Source organism: Galbibacter sp. L-19 (assembly GCF_056857615.1).
The window spans coordinates 1-20,132 of the sequence record NZ_JBSXNL010000041.1; the positions used below are offsets into that span (position 1 = coordinate 1).

Genomic DNA, 20,132 nt, shown 5'->3' on the forward strand with positions numbered 1-20,132 from the left:
GTTGTAATTGCTGGAGGATTAGGAAGTTTTGAGCCTAGAAAGCCACAGTTAGAAAATATAGATAAGTATGAAGATAATGGGGTTTCTTACATTATAAAAGACCCAGAAGTTTACAGAGATAAAAAAGTATTGATAGCTGGAGGTGGAGATTCTGCCTTGGATTGGTCTATTTATTTAGCCGATGTTGCTTCGGAAGTTTATTTAGTACACCGAAGAAATGAATTTAGAGGTGCCTTAGATTCTGTTGAAAAAGTAGCAGAACTTTCTAAAAAAGGAAAAGTAGAGTTAATTACCGAAGCAGAGATAACGCAGCTACATGGAGAAGATGCATTGGAAGCGGTAACCGTAAAACATCTTAAAAATGGCGAATCTCATGTGGAGGTAGATAATTTTATTCCACTTTTTGGATTGTCACCAAAGTTAGGGCCAATTGCAAATTGGGGCTTGGAGATAGAAAAGAATGCTATAAAGGTGAATAATGCGTATGATTATTCTACCAATATTCCGGGGGTTTATGCTATTGGCGATGTAAATACATACCCTGGAAAATTAAAGTTAATTCTTTCTGGTTTCCATGAAGCAGCAGTAATGTGTCAGAGTGCTTACCAACGTATTTTTCCAGACAAAAAATATGTAATGAAATATACAACTGTTGGTGGAGTTCAAGGGTTTGATGGAACTAAAAAAGAAGCTAAAAAAGAAGTGATTAAAAGTATAAACTAACCTCCAACTCATGCTTACAGTATCTATTTTTTTAATCTTTATCGGATTTTACTTTTTATATATCACCTCCAAAAGAGCAGATTATAGGAGTGAATTAGGTATCTATAAATGGGGACACGCTAACGCCTCTCAATCAAAATATATAGGAATATTATTAATTGTTTTAGGGCTTCTATTAGATATTTATCTGTTAGGGTGGGGAAGTGGAATCTTTTCATTTTTTGTTGTTTTGATGACATTAGCTAGTCTGATAATTTTAATTAGTCCTATAAGGTTTTTCTCACTTAAGAGTATTGTAGTTATTGGAATTTTAGCCCTTTTGTTAGAAATAAACATTTTATAGTATGCCTGCAAATAAAAAATATTTAACTCAGTCTCCTCTTCAACGATTTTTAAAAATAACTGCTGGTTTTGTGGGTGGTTTTATTATAACAGAGGCATTCCATATGGTTTTAGCGCTTTGGTTTGACTTTGGAGCTATTATGTTTACAATTCGTTATGCAGGTTTTATGCTTTGGGCTGCATTAATGATTGTTGCTTTTTTAGCAAAAAGCGGATGGAAAATATGGGGGATTTATCTGTCAATTACCCTTATTCTTTCCGTAATAATATACTTCAGCTCAAATATTAATTCATTATAATTTTTTACATGTCGAATAGAATTTACAATGTTCTTTTTCATACGCATACCATCAGTGGTATTTTTATAAGCGCCTTATTATACCTTATTTTTTTTACGGGTTCTATTTCTTTTTTAAGAGATGAAATAAATGCGTGGGAGCGGAATGAACCAATAGCAGAAGGCTATTTTGAGCATATAGATTTTGATTCGGCTTTAAATTCATTAAAGCAGCATGATACGCTTTATAGTAGAGATATAACTTTTTCTCAGCGTTTTTTTGAAAGAAGAATAGGTGTTTTTATGACGCCACCAAAAGATACAACCATAGTAACCGAAAAAGGAGGTGGAAGAAGAAGAGGTTTCTTTTATTTGGATATGGATAATTATTCCAAAACCGATTATGCATCTGGATATTCTCTGGGAGAGTTTTTTTATAGGCTTCACTTTTTTGCACAATTAAACTTCTTTGGGAGGTCTGGATATTTTTTAGCAGGAATAGTTGCCTTCTTTTTCCTGTTTGCAGTGGTTACGGGGGTACTTGTTCATTGGAAAAAAATAGTATCTAGTTTTTATGTGTTCCGTCCAAAGGCTAAGTTAAAAACTATTTGGACAGATGCTCATGTTGCTTTAGGGTTAATAGGATTACCGTATCAATTTATTTTTGCCGTTACCGGAGCTTTTTTAATTATAGGTTATACAGTAATGTTGCCTCCTGTACAAAAAGTACTTTTTGATGATAATCCTCGGGAAATGCAAAAAGCAATGGAGAGTCAGAAAGTAGAGGAATATGCATTTAATGGAAGTCCTTTACAAAAAGATTTTTCTCTTAACGAATTTGTAAAACGAACAAAGCAAGAATGGCCAAATCTTGAAATTAATGGCTTTAAAGTTTTTAATTACGGAAATGAAAATATGCATGTTCAAGTAATGGGGTCTCCTAAGTTTACCGATGGCTTTGTAGGAACGGGATATCAAACTTTTAACGTGAACGACGGAAAACTGGTAAGTACAAAAGATCCCTACAATGATATTTCCTACGTAGAAGGTGCAAATGATGTTATAAAAAGGCTTCATTTTGGAGATTATGGAGGGTATGGAATGAAATTGATTTATTTAATTCTTGGTTTTATAACCTGTTTTGTAATTATTTCTGGGGTTCTTATCTGGCTTGTTGCTAGAGATAAAAAGAATGTAGCCGAACATAAAAAGCGTTTCAATACTTGGCTGGTTAAAATATATATGGTAGGCTGTTTAAGTTTATTTCCAGTTACTGCACTCACTTTTGTAATTGTTAAGCTATTTGCAGACGACTTTGATGGGGCTCGAAATAGCTTTATCAATAAAACGTTCTTTTGGACATGGCTTATTTTTAGTGTTTTACTACTTCTTAAAAAGAGTAATTATTTTACCAATAAGGTATGCCTAATTACTGGTGCAGCTTTTAGTTTACTTATTCCAATCTCTAATGGTATTAAGACAGGAAATTGGCCTTGGGTGTCTTATGCTAATGGGTATTCTCAAATATTAATAATAGACCTTTTCTGGCTTATTGTGGCATTAATTTCTATAACTGTTGTGTTTAAAATGAAAAGGAAATAACACTTTCTTCAACCAAATTTAATTATTCCCTTTTGCGTAGATATTAATCCGTTTTGCGTATTAATTTCAGTAGCTCATATAGGTACTTTTGCGCAAATTATATTTTTAATAAGTCTAAATAAGAATAATATGCGAATTGTTTGCATGAACAAAATACTGCTTTTGTCTTTATTAATTTGCTCCTTAACGGCATTTTCACAAAGTAATAATATAAATGTTACAGGAACAATAAACGATAGTGAGGGAGCTCCAATAGCTGGTGCTACTGTTGTGATTGAAGAACTGTTAAAAGGGGTGACTACTAATGTTGATGGGGTTTACAACTTAAGTACAAATGCAAAGAGTGGAAGCTATACTTTGAAAGTTTCTTATTTAGGATTTGAAGCAAAGGAAATTTCAGTCAATTTAAAACAAGGAGAAACGGTAAATGTAGCTCTACAGTTAGAGGAATCTTCTTACGATTTAGATGAGGTTGTTGTCTCTGGACAAAGTATAGTAAATCAAGTTAGAGAGAAGGCTTTTAATGTAAGTGTGGTAGATGCAAAAGAACTGCATAATACAACTTTAGATTTGGGGCACGCTTTGGATAGGGTGTCGGGAATTAGAGTTAGAGAAAGTGGAGGAGTAGGGTCTCAGATGAATTTTTCGATTAATGGTTTTAGAGGAAAGCAAGTTCGTTTTTTTATAGATGGAGTCCCAATGGATAACTTCGGAAGCTCATTTCAATTAAATAATATCCCTATAAATCTTGCGGAAAGAATAGAAGTTTATAAAGGAGTTGTTCCAGTAGGTTTAGGGTCTGATGCTTTAGGAGGTGCCGTAAATATTATTACAAATGCGTACAGCAAAAATCATTTAGATGCTTCGTATTCGTATGGGTCTTTTAATACTCATAGGTCAATGGTCAATGCTATTTATGTTGCTAAAAACGGATTTACAGCACAATTAAATGCATATCAAAACTTTTCGGACAATTCATATAAAGTAAATGTGGATGTAGCCGATATAAATACAGGGCAGTATTACCCAAATCAAACAGTAAAACGTTTTCACGATCAATATCATAACGAAACAGTGATAGCAAATTTTGGGGTTGTAAATAAATCGTATGCAGACCAATTGCTATTCGGAATAACACTAGGGAATAATTATAGAGAAATTCAAACAGGAGCTCGAATTGTTAGTGTATTTGGGGGCTGGCATAGAAGAGGGAATGTAATTATGCCAAGCGTAAAGTATAAAAAGAAGAATTTTTTAGTAGAAGGATTAAATGTTAGAATCAATGCTAATTACAATTTAGGACAAGAAAAAAATATAGATACGCTCCATAGAAGGTATAATTGGTTTGGAGAGTATAAAGAGTATGAAGGGCCAGGAGGAGAAAGATCATATTCTTTATATAAATATAGAAATAATAATGGGGTTGGAGCCGCTGCTTTTGATTATACAATTGCAGAAAAACACCGAATATCTTTAGGGAATACTTTAAATACTTTTAATAGAGAAGGAGAAGATGAGTTAAATCCGAATAACGATACTTACCAACAGCCTAGAAAAACATTAAAAAATATTCTAGGATTGAGTTATGCATATGAAACGGAAAATTGGAATGCATCTGCCTTTACGAAACAGTATTTTCAGCAAAATAAATTTTCACAATCCTATAACCCTACTGGAGATTATGGTGATGTAGCTTATAGAGACCAAATTAATATTTATAATTTCTTCGGATATGGCTTGGCAGTTTCTCACTTTTTTAATGAAAACTTTCAAATGAAAGCTTCTTTTGAAAAGAGTTATCGTCTTCCAGATTCAGAAGAATTATACGGAGATGTTATCAACCTTCAAGGAAATATCGACCTAAAACCTGAGCACAGTTATAACTATAATTTAGGAGCTAGCTATTGGTTGGCTTTACATAACGAGTATCAAATAAATTTCAATCTAAATGGATTTTATAGAGATGCGAGCGATTTTATCCGTCCACGACTTAATAATAACCAAACCATGCAAGTTATGGATAATTTAGGGAGTGTAACCAATTTAGGTGTAGAGGCTGAAGTTAGATACCAAAGCGCTAGACATTTTAATGCAGGGGTTAATTTAACATATCAAGATTTAAGAAATAATACCAAATACGAAGAAGGACAAACTACCGAAAGCATAGTGTATCGAGACAGAATTCCAAACATGCCCTATCTCTATGGAAATGCAGATGCAAGCTACACTTTCGAGAATGTAGGAGGAAAGGGGAATTTATTGAGTATAGGTTATAATATGCTTTATGTGCATGCTTTTTACTTGTATTGGCCAAGCTTAGGCTCGGATAAACTTGATATTCCTGAACAACTTTCACACGATTTAAATGCAACCTATACATACAACGAAAAACTGCAATTTACGCTAGAGTGTAGAAATATTTTTGATGCCGAATTGTATGATAATTTTAGTTTACAAAAGCCAGGAAGAAGCATTACAGGAAAAATAAAATACACTTTTTTATAAGAAAACAGTGGCGTTATAACCGCTATTAGCATTATAAATACAGATAAACTATTTAAGTGCATTATAACAATTAAACAATAGAGTTAAGTATAAATTTTAGTTTAAAATTATTTAAAATGATCAAAAAATCAACTTATTTTTTCAGTCTATTATTTGCTGGAGCTTCACTATTAATAGGATGTAGTGATGACGATTCTGGAAATCCAGATGGAGGAACAGAGAATCCAGATGCAACATCAAAGTACATTATAACCGCAACTCCAACAGCTTCGGAAGGGGTGGCAGATTATATTTTAACTACAGACGATTTATCTCAAGGGAGCATTACTACAGAAGGAAATGGAATAGAACAAGATGGAACGTACCGTTACTATTTAACTACAAATAATAAGTTTTTTAGTTTGTTATATGGGCAAGGAAATCCAGGAGCAGTTACCACGTATGAATTAAGTGGGGAAAGTACTTTGGAAAAAATATCCGATTTTCAGTCGGAAACAGTACAAGCTTTTGGAGCTGTTAATGATGATGTGTTAATGATTAAAATATCAAGAAGTGCCGAGTCTCCAATTGCTTATTGGTATCAATTAGATACAGAAACTTCTCAATTTACTGCAGAAGGGCAAATCAACACTCAAGAGCTAGCCAATAAAGAAAATGGTGAAATAGCATTTTTCTCTTGGATTACACAAGTGGGAGATAAGGTGTATCTTCCTTATTTTACAGTTAAAGGATGTTGTAATGATACTTTTGGAACTGAGTATCCTAACGAAGCTAATATTGCTGTGTATTCATATCCAGAAATGGAATTAGAAACGGTTATTCACGACGATCGTACAAGTTATATAGGAAGGTATTTTGATAACGGACTTTCTGTTGATGAAAATGGAGATGCTTATGCTTTCTCAGCAGCAGTTGCCACTACTAATGGAGAGTTAACTTCTACAAAACCATCTGCAATTACTAGAATTAAAAGTGGTACCACAGCTTTTGACGATTATTATTTTGATATAGAAGCAGCGGCTGGTGGTGCTTATATTGCAGATCATAAATATGTTGGAAATGGTAAAGCAATAGGGATTTTAAGAGATGAAAAAACATCTGCTTATGAAACAGGTAATTTATTTTATGTGATAGATTTATACAACAAAACGCTAACATTTGTAAGTGGAATGCCAGCAGCTGAAGCCATATTAAATGTAACAAAAGGAATGGATATTTTAGTTTCTGAAGATAAAAGTACAGTGCATGTTGGAGTTACCACAGAAACTGGAAGTGCTATTTATAATATAGATGTAGCAAGTGCTACTGCAACAAAAGGATTAGAAGTAAATGGGGGAGTAATTACTGCAATAAGTAAACTTGACCCTGCGGAATAATTAATTAGTTTGAAATTTGATTTTAAAAGTCGTCTGAAGAATATTCTTCCAGACGACTTTTTTTATAGTTAATTATATTTTGGAATTAATAATTCTATTCCATTTTTCAGCAAAAAGAACCTCAGGAATAAGTTGAGTAGATTCTTGAAGGTCAAAAATTACTAGCTTTTTTATTGCTGAAGTTTTAAAATGTAATTCAAGAAAAACCTTTACAATAGCAGCGTTACTTTTTCTATTTTCACTTTTTCTTATAATCTCTATTTTACAATTTTCAACCTCGTTCAAATTGAAGCTTTTTAATTCTTCAATTTCTTTTGTAGATCTATAATAGTAGAGTGTATTTTGCTTTTCATCTAACGCAAAACATACATCAGAAATCATTTCATGAACAGAGATTACGCCATTATTATTTTTAGCTTCTTCCAAAATTGGAATTAATAATTTTCTAGAGGCTTTTTTTATTTGTTTTCCTAAAAGCAATAAAGGAACAAGGCAAACAGTTAATGTAACTGTTCCCCATAGGATGGAAGATGTATCCATTGCTATTAATTTAAAATTTATATAAAAGATTATAGCCAATATTAATGCGTTAACTAATAGTGACAAGATCAATTGTTTTAGTGTTTTTTAGATAAAAACAATTGAATCCCTCATTGAGGGTTTTATTTCCCAGAGCCTGTCCTGAGTTTACCGAAGGGCTCTAAGTCGAAATGGATTAAAACTTTATATAAAACTTCACCAATGGTAATGGAAAGGGTAAATAATAACTTTTATTAAGAAGTGTGATAGGTTAAATTTAGCTCCAATGTATAAAGGATTAAATTTTGCAACACTTATTCCGAGAGTTATATAGTTTAAAAATTTAAACTTGAGTTTGTGTAATTTAATATTAAGGTTTTCAAAAAACTCAATATTGTTTCTTGTTTGGAGCGTAGCAACGCCTTGGTATTTAATGCCTACCGCTATATTTTCTGTAGAATTTTGAGATAATGGAAGTTGAATTTTCTCAAAATGATCAATATCAGTTTTAGAAGAATTTAAATAAATAATTCCTCCTAAAATAAAAAGCGATATAATTTTCCAAATTTTCACAATGGCAAAGGTACTTTATTCATCAGTTTTGCAAACATTTTTCTTATTATTTTTAGCGGCTTGTTTCTGTTTATGGATATAGAAATACTATTTTAGTTGAAATGTGTGAATGAAATATTCACTTTCAAATGATTGTGGAATTTCTTAACTTGTAGAGAAAATTAATAAGATGAAAAATACTACTATTTTTTTGAGCTCTTGTATTTTGTTGCTTTTAATTGCTTGTGGTGGAGCGCAAGACTCGGCAACTACTGCTAAGGAATTTACAGAAGTAGAAACTTTAATTAAGGATAAAAAATTTAAAGTAGAGAATCAATGGGCTATGCCGCAAGTGAGTTCTAGTATGGTTCAGTTGGGGAATAGCGGAATTTTAGGCCCAGGAAACAATATGCAACGCATCAGTTTAATTGGAAACACAAATTATTTGGAGATAAAAGGAGATTCTGCAAAAGCATTTTTGCCGTATTATGGAGAACGTCAAATGGGAGGCGGATATAATTCTGACGGGGAAGGAATCCAGTTTGAGCAAGAAATTACAGATATGCAAGTAGATTTTATTGAAAATAAACAACGTTATAAAATTCAATTCACAGCCAATAACGGCGCAGAATCTTTTAATGTTACACTTTTAGTTTTTCCAAATAAGAAAACCTCACTCTCTGTAAATAGTTCTCAAAGAGATTTTATTACCTATGATGGAACAATTTCTGAGCTTTCTAAAGAATAAATTAATTCTAATTACTAATTTTATAAATCTATTCCCCTTTACAAACCTCATTAGATTTTCTTTTTTAAGAGTACAATTAAAAGGTATTGGCAATGTGTAGAAATACACATTTATAATTTTAGAAAAACGAATGATAAAAAGTTTCAGATTACTTCTTCTAACTAGTTTTTTTCTCTTTTTTTTCAGCAAAATAAATGCTCAAGAAGTAGAAAGAGATTCCATTCGGAAATGGAAAATAGATTATGGATTTAAGGGTTTTGAATTTAAATCTACAGACAATAGGTATTTATTACAAATCCAGAGTAGGCTACAATTCCGTTTTGCTACTCCAGACGATCAGGACCCTGTTACTTTTGATGATTATGATGATGAGAATACAAATTTGTTTAAAATAAATAGAGCACGTTTAAAAGTAGGAGGAAACGCCTATCAAACGTGGCTTAAATACTATTGGGAATACGAACTAAGTAGGTCTAATTTACTCGATTTTAGAATTATGATTGAAAAATGGGAGTGGCTTAATCTTAAAGTAGGACAATGGAAAATAGAATATTCTAGGGAACGTAGAATAAGTAGTGGAGAACAGCAAACCATGGATCGTTCTATTCTAAATAGACCATTTACGGTAGATAGGCAGCAAGGTGTAGAATTGTATGGAAGACTTAGAGGAGGGAAGGAATTATTAGATTTTAGTTATTGGGCGGCAGTACTAACAGGTTCTGGAAGAGGCGTAACTGTTAATGACGATGAGCATTTAATGTATTTTGGAAGGTTTCAATGGAACTTATTAGGGGAAGATTTGGGTTTTGAAGGAAGTGATATAGAACTGCATGAAAAGCCTGCAGCCATTATAGCTATTGCTGGAGTAACAAATAGGAGTCCGTATACTAGGTTTTCGCAATCTGGAGGAGGTTCTTTAGTTGGTTTTGAGGAGGAAGAGGTTGGAGAATATCGTGTTAATCAATATAATATAGAAACTGCATTTGTTTACAAAGGTTTTAGTTGGCAATCAGAATGGCATCATAAAAATATAATTAATAAACTTGACAATGATGCCGAGACTAAGTTAGAAGGCTTTTATTTACAAGCGGGATATTTAGCACATACAAGTATTAATTGGTGGCCAAAACCTTTAGAGGTAGCTGCTAGATATGCTAGATATCAACCTGATACTAGTTTAGATACTAATTTTCAGCATGAAAAAACGTTGGCTTTTAATTGGTTTTTTACCAAGCATAAAAACAAACTAACATTAGAGGTAAGTCATTTTGATTATGAAACTGCAGATGGGAATGTAGATGATAAAATCCGATTTAGATTGCAGTGGGATATATCATTATAACTTTAGTTACATTTCAAAATTGAAGCCTTTTTCTGTCAGTTTATTATATATTTCAGGGTCAAACTTATATAGTTTTGCGGCTCTATGAGACACATCTTGTTGTTTTTCTTTAAGGTCAACAAGAAGTTTCATCTTTAAAATCTTTCTTCTAAAATTAGGTTTATCAAGTTCTACTCCTAGAATCTCTTGATACAATTGCATTAAATGCAGTAATGTAAATTTTTCTGGTAGTAGGTTAAAACCAATAGGCGCATTTCGTACTCTATTTCTTAGATGGTGGAGGCTGTAAGTTAGAATTTCATTGTGGTCATAAATCAAGTTTGGAATCTCATCAATTTTATACCACTTAGCGTCAGAAGCTGTAAAACCAGCTCTTACATCATAATCTTCCTTTTTTATTAGTGCGTAATATCCAATAGTAATTACTCTTCCAAGAGGAAAACGCTTGGGGTCGCCAAAGGCTTTTAACTGTTCCAAATAAAGGTCGGAAATTCCAGTTAACTCTCTCAACAATCTATGTGCGGCATTGTCTATGCTTTCATCTTCTTTTATCCAACCTCCAGGGAGTCCCCATTTTCCTTTGCTAATTCCTTCTGCGTGTTGAATAAGTAATACTTCTAACTTTCCTTGTTCAAATCCAAAAATAGCACAGTCAATAGTAATAGCATTCATTACTTTTTCTTCTACTATTTTCCCCGATTCTTCATCAATAAATTTCTTAACCATCTTTAAATAGGTCGATTAGTTTTAAGTGCATATATACAAAATAATTTCTATATGGCATCTTATCATAAAAATTATTACCAATTATTCACTTTTAATAACATTTTTTTGATAAAATAAAAATATTTAATTAGTATTGTAGTCAAATTAACTATAAGATATAGTTTAAATGACCATTAATGAACAATCAAACTAACCTAAAACCTAGCAATGTATACTTAATTACCGCGGTAGCTAGTCTTGGTGGATTACTTTTTGGGTATGATACTGCAGTAATTTCTGGAGCGGTAGGAGGGCTAAGAAGCTATTTTGTAAGTCCGCTATCAGAAAATATAAATATAGCCACAGAGACTATTGTGGAATTTAAAGGATTAATAACTATATGTACTTTAGTTATTTTTGCATTATTTAGTTCTTTCATCTTCAAATTCTTTAAAAAAGTAACCGCTATCGGTATAATGGTAGTCTCTATTTTATTAATAGGGAGTTTACTTTATTCTAATTTTTTATCAGATTCTAATGAGCTATCAGAAAATCTAGGAAATTCTATCTTAGGTTTTATGGTTAGTAGTGCATTAGTAGGATGTATTATAGGGGCTGCTGTAGGAGACCGAATTGCAAATTCAATAGGAAGAAGAAATGGTTTAATTGTAGCGGCACTTTTGTTTATTATCTCTGCTCTTGGTTCTGCATATCCAGAAAAGCTACCATTTTTAATGGCTGGAAACCTTACTACATTTATTATTTACAGAATTATTGGTGGAATTGGAGTAGGGTTGGCAAGTATGCTAGCGCCACTTTATATTGCAGAAATGGCACCAGCCAACATGAGAGGAAAACTTGTTTCTTGTAATCAGCTCGCAATCGTTAGCGGGATGTTGGTAGTATATTTTGTAAACTATTTTATTATTAAAGGACAAGCAGATGATTGGATTAATAATATTGGTTGGAGGTATATGTTTCTATCTGAATGTATTCCTGCAATTCTCTTTTTCTTCTTTTTACTGATAGTTCCAAAAACGCCACGTTTTCAAGTTTTAAAAGGAAATGAAGATGCAGCTATTGCTGTATTAACAAAGTATAACGGTTCTTCAAGAGCTTCAGAAATTTTAGAGGATATAAAAAAATCATTTAAAACAAAGAAGGCTCCATGGCTTAGTTATGGTTGGGCTATTATAATAATAGGATTGTTACTGTCTATTTTTCAGCAATTTGTAGGGATTAATGTAGTGCTATATTATGCTCCTGAAATTTTTAAAGGAATGGGGATGGAAACAGATGCTTCAATGATGCAAACTATTATAGTTGGAGCTATAAACCTACTATTTACGGTGGTTGCAATGTTTACAGTTGACAAATTTGGGAGAAAAATATTAATGATTATTGGGAGTATTTTTATGGCAATTAGTATGCTCGGATTAGGAACGGTATTGTATGCAGATAGTAGTGGGATTGCCGCATTACTCCTAATGTTACTTTACATTGCTGCTTTTGCAATTTCTTGGGGTCCTGTTACATGGGTCTTACTTTCGGAGATTTTCCCTAACAAAATAAAAGGAGTAATGGCTGTAGCTGTTGCAGTGCAATGGTTGGCAAATCTTGTAGTTTCTTGGACCTTCCCAATGATGAATAATAATTCCCATTTAAACGAACTCTTTAATCATGGGTTTGCCTATTGGATTTATGGTATTATGGCGGTCTTATCGGCTTTCTTTATTTGGAAATTTGTTCCAGAAACAAAAGGAAAAACATTAGAAGAAATGGAAAGTATATGGGAGGCAGAGGGTACTTTAGAATCAAAAATAAATTAAAGCTATGTATTTTTTAGGGATAGATTTAGGAAGTTCTTCAATTAAGCTATCGGTTTTAAATGCTGAAACCGAAAAATGTATGGCATCAATATCGGTACCCGATTTTGAATTAGAGATGAAAGCTCCAAAGCATGGTTGGGCTGAACAAGAACCCGAAATGTGGTGGCAGTATGTAAAAGAAGGGATTGCTAAGTTAAAAGAAGTACATCAAATTGAAATTGAAAAAATAAAAGGAATTGGAATAGCATACCAAATGCATGGATTGGTTTTAACTGATGAAAATTTAAATCCTGTTCGGTCTTCTATTATTTGGTGTGATAGCAGAGCTGCATCAATTGGCGAGTCTATTTATAATAAAATAGGAGCAGAAGCTTGTCAGGAACAAATTCTAGGAAGTCCTGGTAATTTTACAGCCTCTAAGCTAAAATGGGTGAAAGATAATCAGCCAGAAGTGTATGCTAAAGCAAAGTATATGATGCTTCCAGGCGATTTTATTGCTGCAAAATTTTCGGGAGTTGCGCAAACAAGTACTTCAGGATTATCGGAAGCAGCTTTATGGAATTTTAAAGAAAATAGACTAGCAACCGAAATATTAGAAGCGATGGATATTTCAGAAGAAATTATTCCAGAGATAGTTTCAAATTTCGGAAAGCAAGCAATTATAGATAAAGAAATAGCAGCAGGATTAGGACTGTCTAAAGATGTTCAGATAAATTATAGAGCAGGAGATCAACCAAACAATGCTTTGTCTTTAAATGTTTTAAATCCGGGAGAGATTGCTGCAACGGCTGGGACTTCTGCAGTAGTGTATGGGGTTAGTAATACGGATGATTACGATGCAAATAACCGAATTAACACATTTTTACATGTAAATAATACTCCTGAAGAAAAACGAAATGGAGTAATGGTTTGTATAAATGGTTCAGGGATTTTATACCAATGGTTACGAAAAACATTGTCTGAAGATTCGAAGAACCTAATGGATTATGACAAATTAAATGAGCTAGCATCGCAAAGCGAAATAGGAAGTAAAGGACTTCGATTTTATCCATTTGGAAATGGTGTGGAGCGTATTTTTAATAATAAGCCAGCTTTTTCTGGAATTGAAGGGTTGAATTTTAATATTCATCAGAAAACAGATATGGTAAGAGCTGCTTGTGAAGGAATTGTTTTTGCGCTGAATTATGGTTTCGAAATCATGCGTAATGTAGGGGTGGAAGGAAAAGTGGTAAAGGCAGGAAAAGCAAATTTATTTCTGAATCCAGTTTTTAGAGAAATTTTTGCAAATACAACAAATACAACAGTAGAATTATACAATACTTCTGGTGCTGAGGGCGCTGCAAGAGGAGCAGCCTATGGATATGGTTATTTCTCAACCATAGAAGCTGCTTTTAAAGGATTAGAATGTTTAGAAAAAATAGAACCTAATGCAACTTTAGTAGCTCAATATCAGGAAATATATCAAGATTGGAAAAAAAATATAAAATAGATTATAAACATTAAAAGTAAGCACATATGAAATCAACATTTTTTAAGAACATAGACAAAATTAAGTTTGAAGGAAGAGAAAGTGACAACCCTTTAGCGTTTAAATGGTATGACCAAAACAGAGTTGTAGGAGGAAAAACCCTAAAAGAACACTTAAGATTTGCAACTGCATATTGGCATACTTTTAATAATAAAGGAGGCGATCCTTTTGGAGCTCCAACCGAAACTTTTGCTTGGGATAAAAAGGAAGATGCTATTGGAAGAGCTAAAGATAAAATGGATGCTGCTTTTGAGTTTATGAGTAAACTAGGTACTCCTTACTACTGTTTTCATGATGTAGATGTTGTAGATGAAGCGCCAACACTTGCAGCGTTTGAAGATAGAATTCAAGAAATGGTAGCCTATGCAAAACAAAAACAACAGGATACTGGAATAAAATTATTGTGGGGAACTTCTAATCTATTTAGTAATCCTCGCTATATGAATGGAGCTGCTACCAATCCAAATTTTGATGTACTAGCTTATGCAGGAGCGCAAGCTAAAATTGCTATAGATGCTACAATAGCGCTTGGAGGAGAGAATTATGTTTTCTGGGGAGGCCGAGAAGGATATATGAGTCTTCTAAACACCGATATGGGTCGTGAGTTAGATCATTTAGGAAACTTCCTTAACATTTGTAAAGATTATGCTAGAAAACAAGGCTTTACAGGAACTTTCTTAATTGAACCAAAACCTATGGAACCAACAAAACATCAGTATGATTTTGATTCGGCTACTTCCATTGGTTTTATTAATAAATATGGTCTTCAAGACGATTTCAAACTAAATATAGAAGTAAACCATGCTACTTTAGCGGGACACACTTTTGAGCACGAACTTCAAGTGGCAGTAGATAATGGAATGTTAGGGAGTATAGATGCTAACAGAGGAGATTATCAAAACGGTTGGGATACCGACCAATTCCCATTAAATCTTTACGAAATAACAGAAGCCATGTTAGTGATTCTTCAAGGAGGAGGAATTCAAGGAGGAGGAATCAACTTTGATGCAAAAGTTAGAAGAAATTCAACAGATTTAGAAGATAAGTTTATAGCCCATATTTCTGGAATGGATGCTTTTGCACGTGGTTTAATTTGTGCGGATCATGTTTTAGAAAATACAGATTTTAAAAAATTACGCAAACAGCGTTACGAAAGTTTTGACACTGGTAACGGTGCAAAATTTGAAAATAAAGAGCTTTCATTAGAGCAGCTAAGTGAAATAGCAAGAGCTAATGGAGAGCCAAAACAAATAAGTGGGAAGCAAGAATTATTTGAACAAATTCTAGCCAACGCTTTTTAAGTAGCTAACTGTTTTATTTGGCTAACTGATTATTTTATTCTAACAACAAATTAATTATTATGGAAAAACAAACAGATCGTTTTTTTAACAAAAATTTTCTGAGAGGAGCAGTATTGCTTTTTGTTTTCCTTTTACAAGTAAGTTATGCACAATCGCAAACCACTGTAAAGGGTACAATTACATCTGCGGAAGATGGAATGCCTATTCCTGGAGCTAGTATCATGGTAGAAGGTACTACAAAAGGAACAACATCAGACTTTGATGGGAATTACCAAATTGAGGTACCAGAAGGAGGCGTACTTCAGTTTACATATATTGGTTTTATAAATCAAAAAATACCTGTTAACGGGCAGTCTACCATAGATGTTGCTTTAAAAACCGATACGCAACAACTTGATGAGGTTGTAGTAATTGGTTATGGAGTTCAGAAAAAAGAACTCGTAACAGGAGCAAATCTTCAAGTTTCTGGAGAAGATTTAGAAAGGCAAAGTACAACTAATGCTTTGCAGGCATTGCAAGGACAAACTCCTGGGGTGCAAATAACATCAACTTCTGGTCAGCCAGGAGAGGGATTAAATGTTGTAATTAGAGGTTTAGGTTCTACAGGAAATAATTCTCCTTTGTATGTAGTAGATGGAGTTTTAACAAATGATATTTCGTATTTAAACAATGCAGATATTGAAACTATTTCCATATTAAAAGACGCAGCATCTGCAGCTATTTATGGTTCACAGGCAGCAAATGGGGTTGTATTGGTTACCACTAAAAAAGGTAAAAAAGGGCATGCTCAAATTACTTTTGATCATTACTATGGTTTGCAAGAAGTACAACAGAAAATGGACATGGCCAATGGTACCGAATATGCAACTTTGTTAAACGAAGCTGCATTGAATTCTGGTAGTAATCCTATTTTTTCTAATGATGAAATTAGTCAACTAGGAGAAGGAACAGATTGGATGGACGAAATGTTCTCTACAGCAAAAACCGAAAACTATACTTTGGGAGTAACGGGAGGAAGTGAAACCTCAAACTATTCTTCTTCTTTGTCTTATACAAATCAAGAAGGGGTCGTTGGCGGTCCTGATCTTTCAAATTACGAGCGTTATAATTTTAGATTTAATTCTGAACATAAATTATATGATGGGAGAATTACTTTTGGTGAGAATTTAAGTTTTGCATATATCAAAAATAATGGAATAGGTGTTGGAGGACAATACAACAACGCTTTGCGTGGAGCTTTTCAAGCAAGTCCGCTAATTCCTATGTATGATGAAAATGGAAATTTTTATAATACAGCTGGAGATTCAGAAGTTTGGTTAAATGGAATGGCTAATCCATATGCATCTATGGTTTATGGAAACCAAAATGGAAGTGAAACACAGAAACTTTTGGGGAATGTTTATATGGAATTTAAATTGACAGACAATTTGAAGTTTAGAACAAGTCTTGGACTGGATTACTTCTCTTCTCAAGGACATTCTTTTAGTCCTCTTTATCAATTGTCGTCATACGATTTTAGCAATTTTACTACAGCATCGCAAAGTATGAATGAAGGTAAATCTCTTATTTGGGATAATTTATTGACCTATACTTTCAATCTTCAAGACAATCATAATTTTGAGGCTATGCTAGGAACTTCATCTTATAAATATGAGGGAGTTTCAATGTATGGAAGTAATGTAAATTTAGTTTTTGACGATTTAGAGCATGCTTGGTTAAGTAATGCCACAAATACCAATGGGGCACAGATATCTTTATCTGGAGGACCAGATAATATTATCAAAAGAATGTCTTATTTTGGTCGTTTAAATTACAACTTCAAAGAAAAGTACTTACTTAATTTTACATATAGAGCCGATGGTTCTTCTAATTTTGCTGATGGATATCGTTGGGGATTCTTCCCATCTGTTTCGGCAGGTTGGATTATGACTCGTGAAGATTTCTTAAGCGACTCTAACGTACTAAATTACTTTAAATTAAGAGCTAGTTGGGGACAAGTAGGGAATCAAAATGTTGGAAACTTTCAATATTTAGCTCCTATTACCTATAGTGGAAGTAATTATATATTTGGGGGCGAAGAAGGGGTTTTAACACCAGGAGCTTATCCTAACAGATTAGCAAATCCAGAACTTCAATGGGAAACTTCAGAACAATTAGACTTTGGTTTTGATGCTCGATTTATAGAGTCTAAACTTTCTGTAAACTTCGATTGGTATCAAAAAACTACAAAAGATTGGTTAATTAGTGTGCCTACATACGCTACTTCTGGGGTAGAGAGTAAATGGATAAATGGAGGAGATGTTACCAATACAGGTGTGGAATTGGCTATTTCTTATCGAGATAAAATAGGAGAAGACTTTAGCTATAATATTGGAGTTAACGGAGCGTATAATCAAAATGAAGTTGGAAACATTCCTACCGAAGATGGTATTATTCACGGAGAAATAAATCAACTTTGGGATAACTCTCCTGAATTTTATAGAGCTGAAAATGGTCATGCTCTTGGCTATTTCTGGGGATATAAAACAGATGGTGTTTTTCAAACAGAAGAAGAGATTGAAAATTACAGAAGTGCAGATGGTACAAAAATCCAACCAACTGCTTTGCCTGGAGATTTAAGATATGTGGATACTAATGGAGATGGAGAAATAAATAACAGTGATAAAACTGAAATAGGAGACCCTAATCCAGACCTTACTTACGGAATATCGTTATCTGCAAATTATAAAGCATTAGATTTTTCAGTACAAACTAATGGAGTTGCAGGAAATCAGCTAGTACAAGCGTACAGAAACCCTTCTAATGCATACGGAAATCTCCCAGGGGAATATGTAAACCGTTGGCATGGACCAGGATCTTCTAATGAGATTCCTCGATTAACATTGGATAATAAAAACTTTACAAAATTTTCTGACCTCTATGTAAAAGATGGCGATTTCTTTAGAATAAGTAACATTACTTTAGGATATGATATTGCCAAGGGTGTTAACAAAGAAAACTTCTTTGCAAGTCAGTTAAGAGTTTATTTCTCGGTATTAAATGCCTATACTTTTACCAATTATAATGGTATGGATCCAGAGGTTGGATATGGAGTTTCTACTAACGATTATAACTTTTCTTCAGGAGTAGATGTTGGGTATTACCCGCGTCCAAGAACTTACATGATGGGACTAAACATTAAATTCTAGAGCAATGAAAAAACTAAGCATATATACAATAACCCTAGCAATGTTAACATTAGGATCTTGTACTAAAGACTATTTAGACACAGAGCCTTTAACAGAGTTAACGGGACAAAATTTTTATAAAACAACAGACGATGCATATGATGCACTTGTAGGTTGTTATGACGGAATGCAAATAGCAGAAGGAGCTGCTGGTTTAGCTTTTCCTTTAGCATCAGAAGTATTGTCGGACGATTGTTTTGGTGGTACTGGAAATTCAGATAGTTATACTTATCAGGCCTTAGATGAGTTTGATCCAGCGAGATCTCCATCTGATGTAGATTTTTATAACGATACATGGAAAAAGTATTACTCTGCTATTTTTAGATGTAATTCTCTTCTTGAAAAAATGGATCAAATAGATTGGGAAGGAGATAATCAATTGAAAGCTCAATACGAGTCTGAGGCTAGATTTATTAGAGCTTATATGTATTTTGATTTGATGCGCTTATTTGGTCATGTTCCTTTATTGACTGAACCTTCTACAGAGAACATACCGCAAGCTGCTCCAGAAGAAGTGTACAAAGTTATAGCTGAAGATTTGTCTTTCGCATCAGAAAACTTAGAAGCAGCACCATATACCTCTGTAGAAAGCGGTAGGGTTACAAAATGGGCAGCAAAATCTATGTTGGCAAGAGTATACCTTTATTATACAGGTTATTATGGAGCTTCAGATTTAGCGGGAGTAGTGTCTCAAGCACAAGCCTTAGCTGGTTTAGAAGATGTTATAAGTATGAGTGGACATGGATTGGTTGAAGATTTTAACAATTTATGGCCTGCAGCATCTTTAGAAAACTATGCAGGAGAGGATAATGAAGAGATTGTTTTTTCAGTGAAGTTTACATACACTAGTGATTACGAAGGTAATACCGATGGAAATCATTGGATGGTAATGTTTGGAATGAGAGAGTTTGATTATTACCCTTTCGGAAGAGGTTGGGGAATTACAGTTACTCCAGAGCTTTATAATTCTTATTCAGATGGAGATGCCAGAAGAGAGGCTACAATTATTGCAATTTCCGAAGAAGATATTCCTTTTGAAAATCAAGATAAACAAAGAGAGTATACAGGTTATTATAATAAAAAGTATACCCCTATGATTGATGAAGATGGTAATAGTACAGCAGAACAAAATGGAGCTGTAAACTTTCAAATCGGTCAATTCCAAGATTATTTTGTTATTAGATATTCTGATGTACTTCTTATGGCTGCTGAGTTAGGTAGTGCAAACGCACAACAATACTTAAACGAAGTTAGACAACGCTCTCTTGGAGATGCTTTTACGCCATTAACAGCAAATCAAACAAATATTTTAAAAGAAAGAAGGCTAGAGTTTGCTATGGAAGGGGTTAGATATTGGGATTTGCTTCGACAGGGTGTTGGCACAGCAGCAGCAGAATTGGCAGTTAATACAACTGTTTTAAATGGAGGTGTTGAAACAACAAAGGTTATTTCAGCAGGAAACGTGCAAGCAAGTCAAGGTTTACAACAAATTCCTAATACTCAGATTACCTTGTCTAACGGAGTTTTGGAACAAAATGAAGGTTGGTAAATCAATT

General features: G+C 33.5%; 16 protein-coding genes. 13 read left to right on the forward strand and 3 right to left on the reverse strand.

Going from position 1 to position 20,132, the window contains the following annotated elements; genetic code table 11:
* The 6 genes from AC13CQ_RS04705 to AC13CQ_RS04730 form a co-directional block, all read left to right on the forward strand.
* Positions 1-723 (forward strand): NAD(P)/FAD-dependent oxidoreductase (locus AC13CQ_RS04705; protein WP_482882719.1); only part of this gene is annotated, 723 nt, incomplete at its 5' end.
* 10 nt (positions 724-733) lie between these two features.
* Entirely contained in the window at positions 734-1,066 is a 333-nt protein-coding gene (locus tag AC13CQ_RS04710; protein ID WP_456867440.1) for a hypothetical protein, read from the forward strand.
* A 1-nt stretch (position 1,067) separates the two neighbouring features.
* Positions 1,068-1,364: a hypothetical protein gene (locus tag AC13CQ_RS04715; protein ID WP_008613850.1), complete on the forward strand. Its 297-nt coding sequence runs from the start codon at positions 1,068-1,070 to the stop codon at positions 1,362-1,364.
* An 8-nt stretch (positions 1,365-1,372) separates the two neighbouring features.
* On the forward strand, positions 1,373-2,944 hold the full coding sequence (locus AC13CQ_RS04720; RefSeq protein WP_482882720.1) for a PepSY-associated TM helix domain-containing protein: 1,572 nt from the start codon (positions 1,373-1,375) through the stop codon (positions 2,942-2,944).
* A 162-nt stretch (positions 2,945-3,106) separates the two neighbouring features.
* Entirely contained in the window at positions 3,107-5,449 is a 2,343-nt protein-coding gene (locus AC13CQ_RS04725; protein WP_482882721.1) for a TonB-dependent receptor, read from the forward strand.
* A gap of 116 nt (positions 5,450-5,565) precedes the next feature.
* A complete protein-coding gene (locus AC13CQ_RS04730; RefSeq protein ID WP_482882722.1) occupies positions 5,566-6,825 on the forward strand; it encodes a DUF4374 domain-containing protein in 1,260 nt (419 codons plus the stop codon).
* 72 nt (positions 6,826-6,897) lie between these two features.
* Here AC13CQ_RS04730 and AC13CQ_RS04735 read toward each other — a convergent pair whose 3' ends face one another.
* Both AC13CQ_RS04735 and AC13CQ_RS04740 read right to left on the reverse strand, forming a co-directional pair.
* Positions 6,898-7,365, reverse strand: coding sequence for a hypothetical protein (locus AC13CQ_RS04735; protein WP_008613856.1), 468 nt, complete (start codon positions 7,363-7,365; stop codon positions 6,898-6,900).
* Positions 7,366-7,560: 195 nt separating this feature from the next.
* Positions 7,561-7,917: a hypothetical protein gene (locus tag AC13CQ_RS04740; protein WP_456867435.1), complete on the reverse strand. Its 357-nt coding sequence runs from the start codon at positions 7,915-7,917 to the stop codon at positions 7,561-7,563.
* A gap of 169 nt (positions 7,918-8,086) precedes the next feature.
* Between AC13CQ_RS04740 and AC13CQ_RS04745 the strand changes: the two genes are divergently transcribed.
* Together AC13CQ_RS04745 and AC13CQ_RS04750 are read left to right on the forward strand one after the other, a co-directional pair.
* Entirely contained in the window at positions 8,087-8,644 is a 558-nt protein-coding gene (locus AC13CQ_RS04745) for a DUF4251 domain-containing protein (protein WP_008613858.1), read from the forward strand.
* Between the two features lie 130 nt (positions 8,645-8,774).
* On the forward strand, positions 8,775-9,986 hold the full coding sequence (locus AC13CQ_RS04750; RefSeq protein ID WP_335587459.1) for an OprO/OprP family phosphate-selective porin: 1,212 nt from the start codon (positions 8,775-8,777) through the stop codon (positions 9,984-9,986).
* Positions 9,987-9,992: 6 nt separating this feature from the next.
* Here the strand turns inward: AC13CQ_RS04750 and AC13CQ_RS04755 are convergent, their stop codons facing one another.
* Positions 9,993-10,712, reverse strand: coding sequence for an NUDIX hydrolase (locus AC13CQ_RS04755; protein WP_008613860.1), 720 nt, complete (start codon positions 10,710-10,712; stop codon positions 9,993-9,995).
* Positions 10,713-10,888: 176 nt separating this feature from the next.
* Between AC13CQ_RS04755 and xylE the strand changes: the two genes are divergently transcribed.
* From xylE to AC13CQ_RS04780, 5 genes are read left to right on the forward strand one after another with little or no spacing between them, the layout of a single operon-like run.
* Positions 10,889-12,520 carry a D-xylose transporter XylE gene (gene xylE / locus AC13CQ_RS04760; protein ID WP_456867434.1) on the forward strand — a complete coding sequence of 544 codons (1,632 nt, stop codon included), beginning with the start codon at positions 10,889-10,891 and terminating at the stop codon, positions 12,518-12,520.
* Between the two features lie 4 nt (positions 12,521-12,524).
* Complete coding sequence (locus AC13CQ_RS04765) at positions 12,525-14,009, forward strand: xylulokinase (protein ID WP_456867433.1); 1,485 nt, start codon at positions 12,525-12,527, stop codon at positions 14,007-14,009.
* Between the two features lie 26 nt (positions 14,010-14,035).
* Complete coding sequence (xylA, locus tag AC13CQ_RS04770) at positions 14,036-15,349, forward strand: xylose isomerase (protein WP_456867432.1); 1,314 nt, start codon at positions 14,036-14,038, stop codon at positions 15,347-15,349.
* A 59-nt stretch (positions 15,350-15,408) separates the two neighbouring features.
* Complete coding sequence (locus tag AC13CQ_RS04775; RefSeq protein WP_456867431.1) at positions 15,409-18,537, forward strand: SusC/RagA family TonB-linked outer membrane protein; 3,129 nt, start codon at positions 15,409-15,411, stop codon at positions 18,535-18,537.
* Positions 18,538-18,541: 4 nt separating this feature from the next.
* A complete protein-coding gene (locus AC13CQ_RS04780) occupies positions 18,542-20,125 on the forward strand; it encodes a RagB/SusD family nutrient uptake outer membrane protein (RefSeq protein WP_474506678.1) in 1,584 nt (527 codons plus the stop codon).
* The last annotated feature ends 7 nt before the right edge of the window (positions 20,126-20,132 follow it).

Excerpts from the sequence above, each read along its gene's own strand:
- AC13CQ_RS04710 (WP_456867440.1), top strand. The coding sequence starts at position 734 with ATGCTTACAGTATCTATTTTTTTAATCTTTATCGGATTTTACTTTTTA.
- AC13CQ_RS04715 (WP_008613850.1), top strand. The coding sequence starts at position 1,068 with ATGCCTGCAAATAAAAAATATTTAACTCAGTCTCCTCTTCAACGATTT.
- AC13CQ_RS04720 (WP_482882720.1), top strand. The coding sequence starts at position 1,373 with ATGTCGAATAGAATTTACAATGTTCTTTTTCATACGCATACCATCAGT.
- AC13CQ_RS04730 (WP_482882722.1), top strand. The coding sequence starts at position 5,566 with ATGATCAAAAAATCAACTTATTTTTTCAGTCTATTATTTGCTGGAGCT.
- AC13CQ_RS04735 (WP_008613856.1), bottom strand. The coding sequence starts at position 7,365 with ATGGATACATCTTCCATCCTATGGGGAACAGTTACATTAACTGTTTGC.
- AC13CQ_RS04745 (WP_008613858.1), top strand. The coding sequence starts at position 8,087 with ATGAAAAATACTACTATTTTTTTGAGCTCTTGTATTTTGTTGCTTTTA.
- AC13CQ_RS04750 (WP_335587459.1), top strand. The coding sequence starts at position 8,775 with ATGATAAAAAGTTTCAGATTACTTCTTCTAACTAGTTTTTTTCTCTTT.
- AC13CQ_RS04755 (WP_008613860.1), bottom strand. The coding sequence starts at position 10,712 with ATGGTTAAGAAATTTATTGATGAAGAATCGGGGAAAATAGTAGAAGAA.
- xylE (WP_456867434.1), top strand. The coding sequence starts at position 10,889 with ATGAACAATCAAACTAACCTAAAACCTAGCAATGTATACTTAATTACC.
- AC13CQ_RS04765 (WP_456867433.1), top strand. The coding sequence starts at position 12,525 with ATGTATTTTTTAGGGATAGATTTAGGAAGTTCTTCAATTAAGCTATCG.
- xylA (WP_456867432.1), top strand. The coding sequence starts at position 14,036 with ATGAAATCAACATTTTTTAAGAACATAGACAAAATTAAGTTTGAAGGA.
- AC13CQ_RS04775 (WP_456867431.1), top strand. The coding sequence starts at position 15,409 with ATGGAAAAACAAACAGATCGTTTTTTTAACAAAAATTTTCTGAGAGGA.
- AC13CQ_RS04780 (WP_474506678.1), top strand. The coding sequence starts at position 18,542 with ATGAAAAAACTAAGCATATATACAATAACCCTAGCAATGTTAACATTA.